Raw genomic sequence first — 923 nt, 5'->3', positions numbered from 1 at the left:
CTTGGCGGGTCGAGAGGCGCAGCTCGGCCGCGGCCCGGTTGATTGCCGCGCGTCTTGGCCCCGAACCGTCGAGAATCCTGTCGAGCTCGCGAGCGAGACGACGTGCCGCCGACCATGCTTCGTCGGAATGCGACGTGCCGGGCGCGGCTTTGCGGTTGTGCAATCGGTGCGGCAAATCGAGCAGTCAGTGAAATCGTTAGCGAAAAATCGGGGCTGTCGTAGCGCCTAAACCTAAACAACACCTGACTTTTCCCTGTTTGAAATCGGGAAGTAAAAGCGACAGCCGAAGACCTTTTGGCCCGGCTCGACGAGCGCGTGCTCAAAAGCCCGGTCGGAGACGGCTTTATCCAACGCCAGCATTTTGCCGACGCGGCCGCGGCGCTGTGGCTCGACGGCGAGCTCGTCCATGTCGAAGACCTCGTCCTGCACGACTCCCACATGGACATCCGCACCCCGACCCACGAGCTCACCCGGGCGCATGCCGTGCTGCGTGCCCGCCGCCGCATTCTTTTGCATTCACCGGACTGGCCGCTGTCGCGCCCCGGCCTTGTGGCGTTGCGCGGCCGCGAAGGGCAGGGCGGCGGCAACGTGGCAAGCGCGGGGCGGGCTGGCTCCGAACCCGATGCCGCGACGGCGGCCGCCAGGGCGGACGACGACGCCGGCGAAAGCCTTGCTGAAGACACGGACCAGGAGGACGCTCTTGCCGAGGAACTGGCCGAGATCGATGCCGTGCTGGCCCGCTCCAGCCGGCTGCTGGCGGGCGAAAAGTTCGCGCCGCGCGCAGCGGACAGCCCGGACGTCGACATGGCAGGGCAGGGGGCAAACGCGCGGGAGGCCTTGCCGAACAGTCTCGGGCCGCTGATCTATGACCTCGACTGGGACGAGGACCAGCGGCTGGCCGACTGGCTCGCCGTAATCGACAC

2 pseudogenes are annotated in these 923 nt (G+C 67.2%); one reads left to right on the top strand and one right to left on the bottom strand.

From position 1 onward, the window contains the following. A pseudogene (locus EOA24_RS43695) lies at positions 1 to 175 on the bottom strand (transposase); the annotation flags it as partial. Between the two features lie 119 nt (positions 176 to 294). On the opposite strand from EOA24_RS43695, the pseudogene EOA24_RS39510 reads away from it, so the two are divergent. Continuing rightward, positions 295 to 923 (top strand): annotated as a pseudogene (locus EOA24_RS39510) (DUF1612 domain-containing protein); the annotation flags it as partial.

The organism is Mesorhizobium sp. M2A.F.Ca.ET.039.01.1.1 (genome assembly GCF_003998035.1).
Taxonomy (GTDB): domain Bacteria; phylum Pseudomonadota; class Alphaproteobacteria; order Rhizobiales; family Rhizobiaceae; genus Mesorhizobium.
This window is presented reverse-complemented; position numbering and strand designations above follow the sequence as displayed.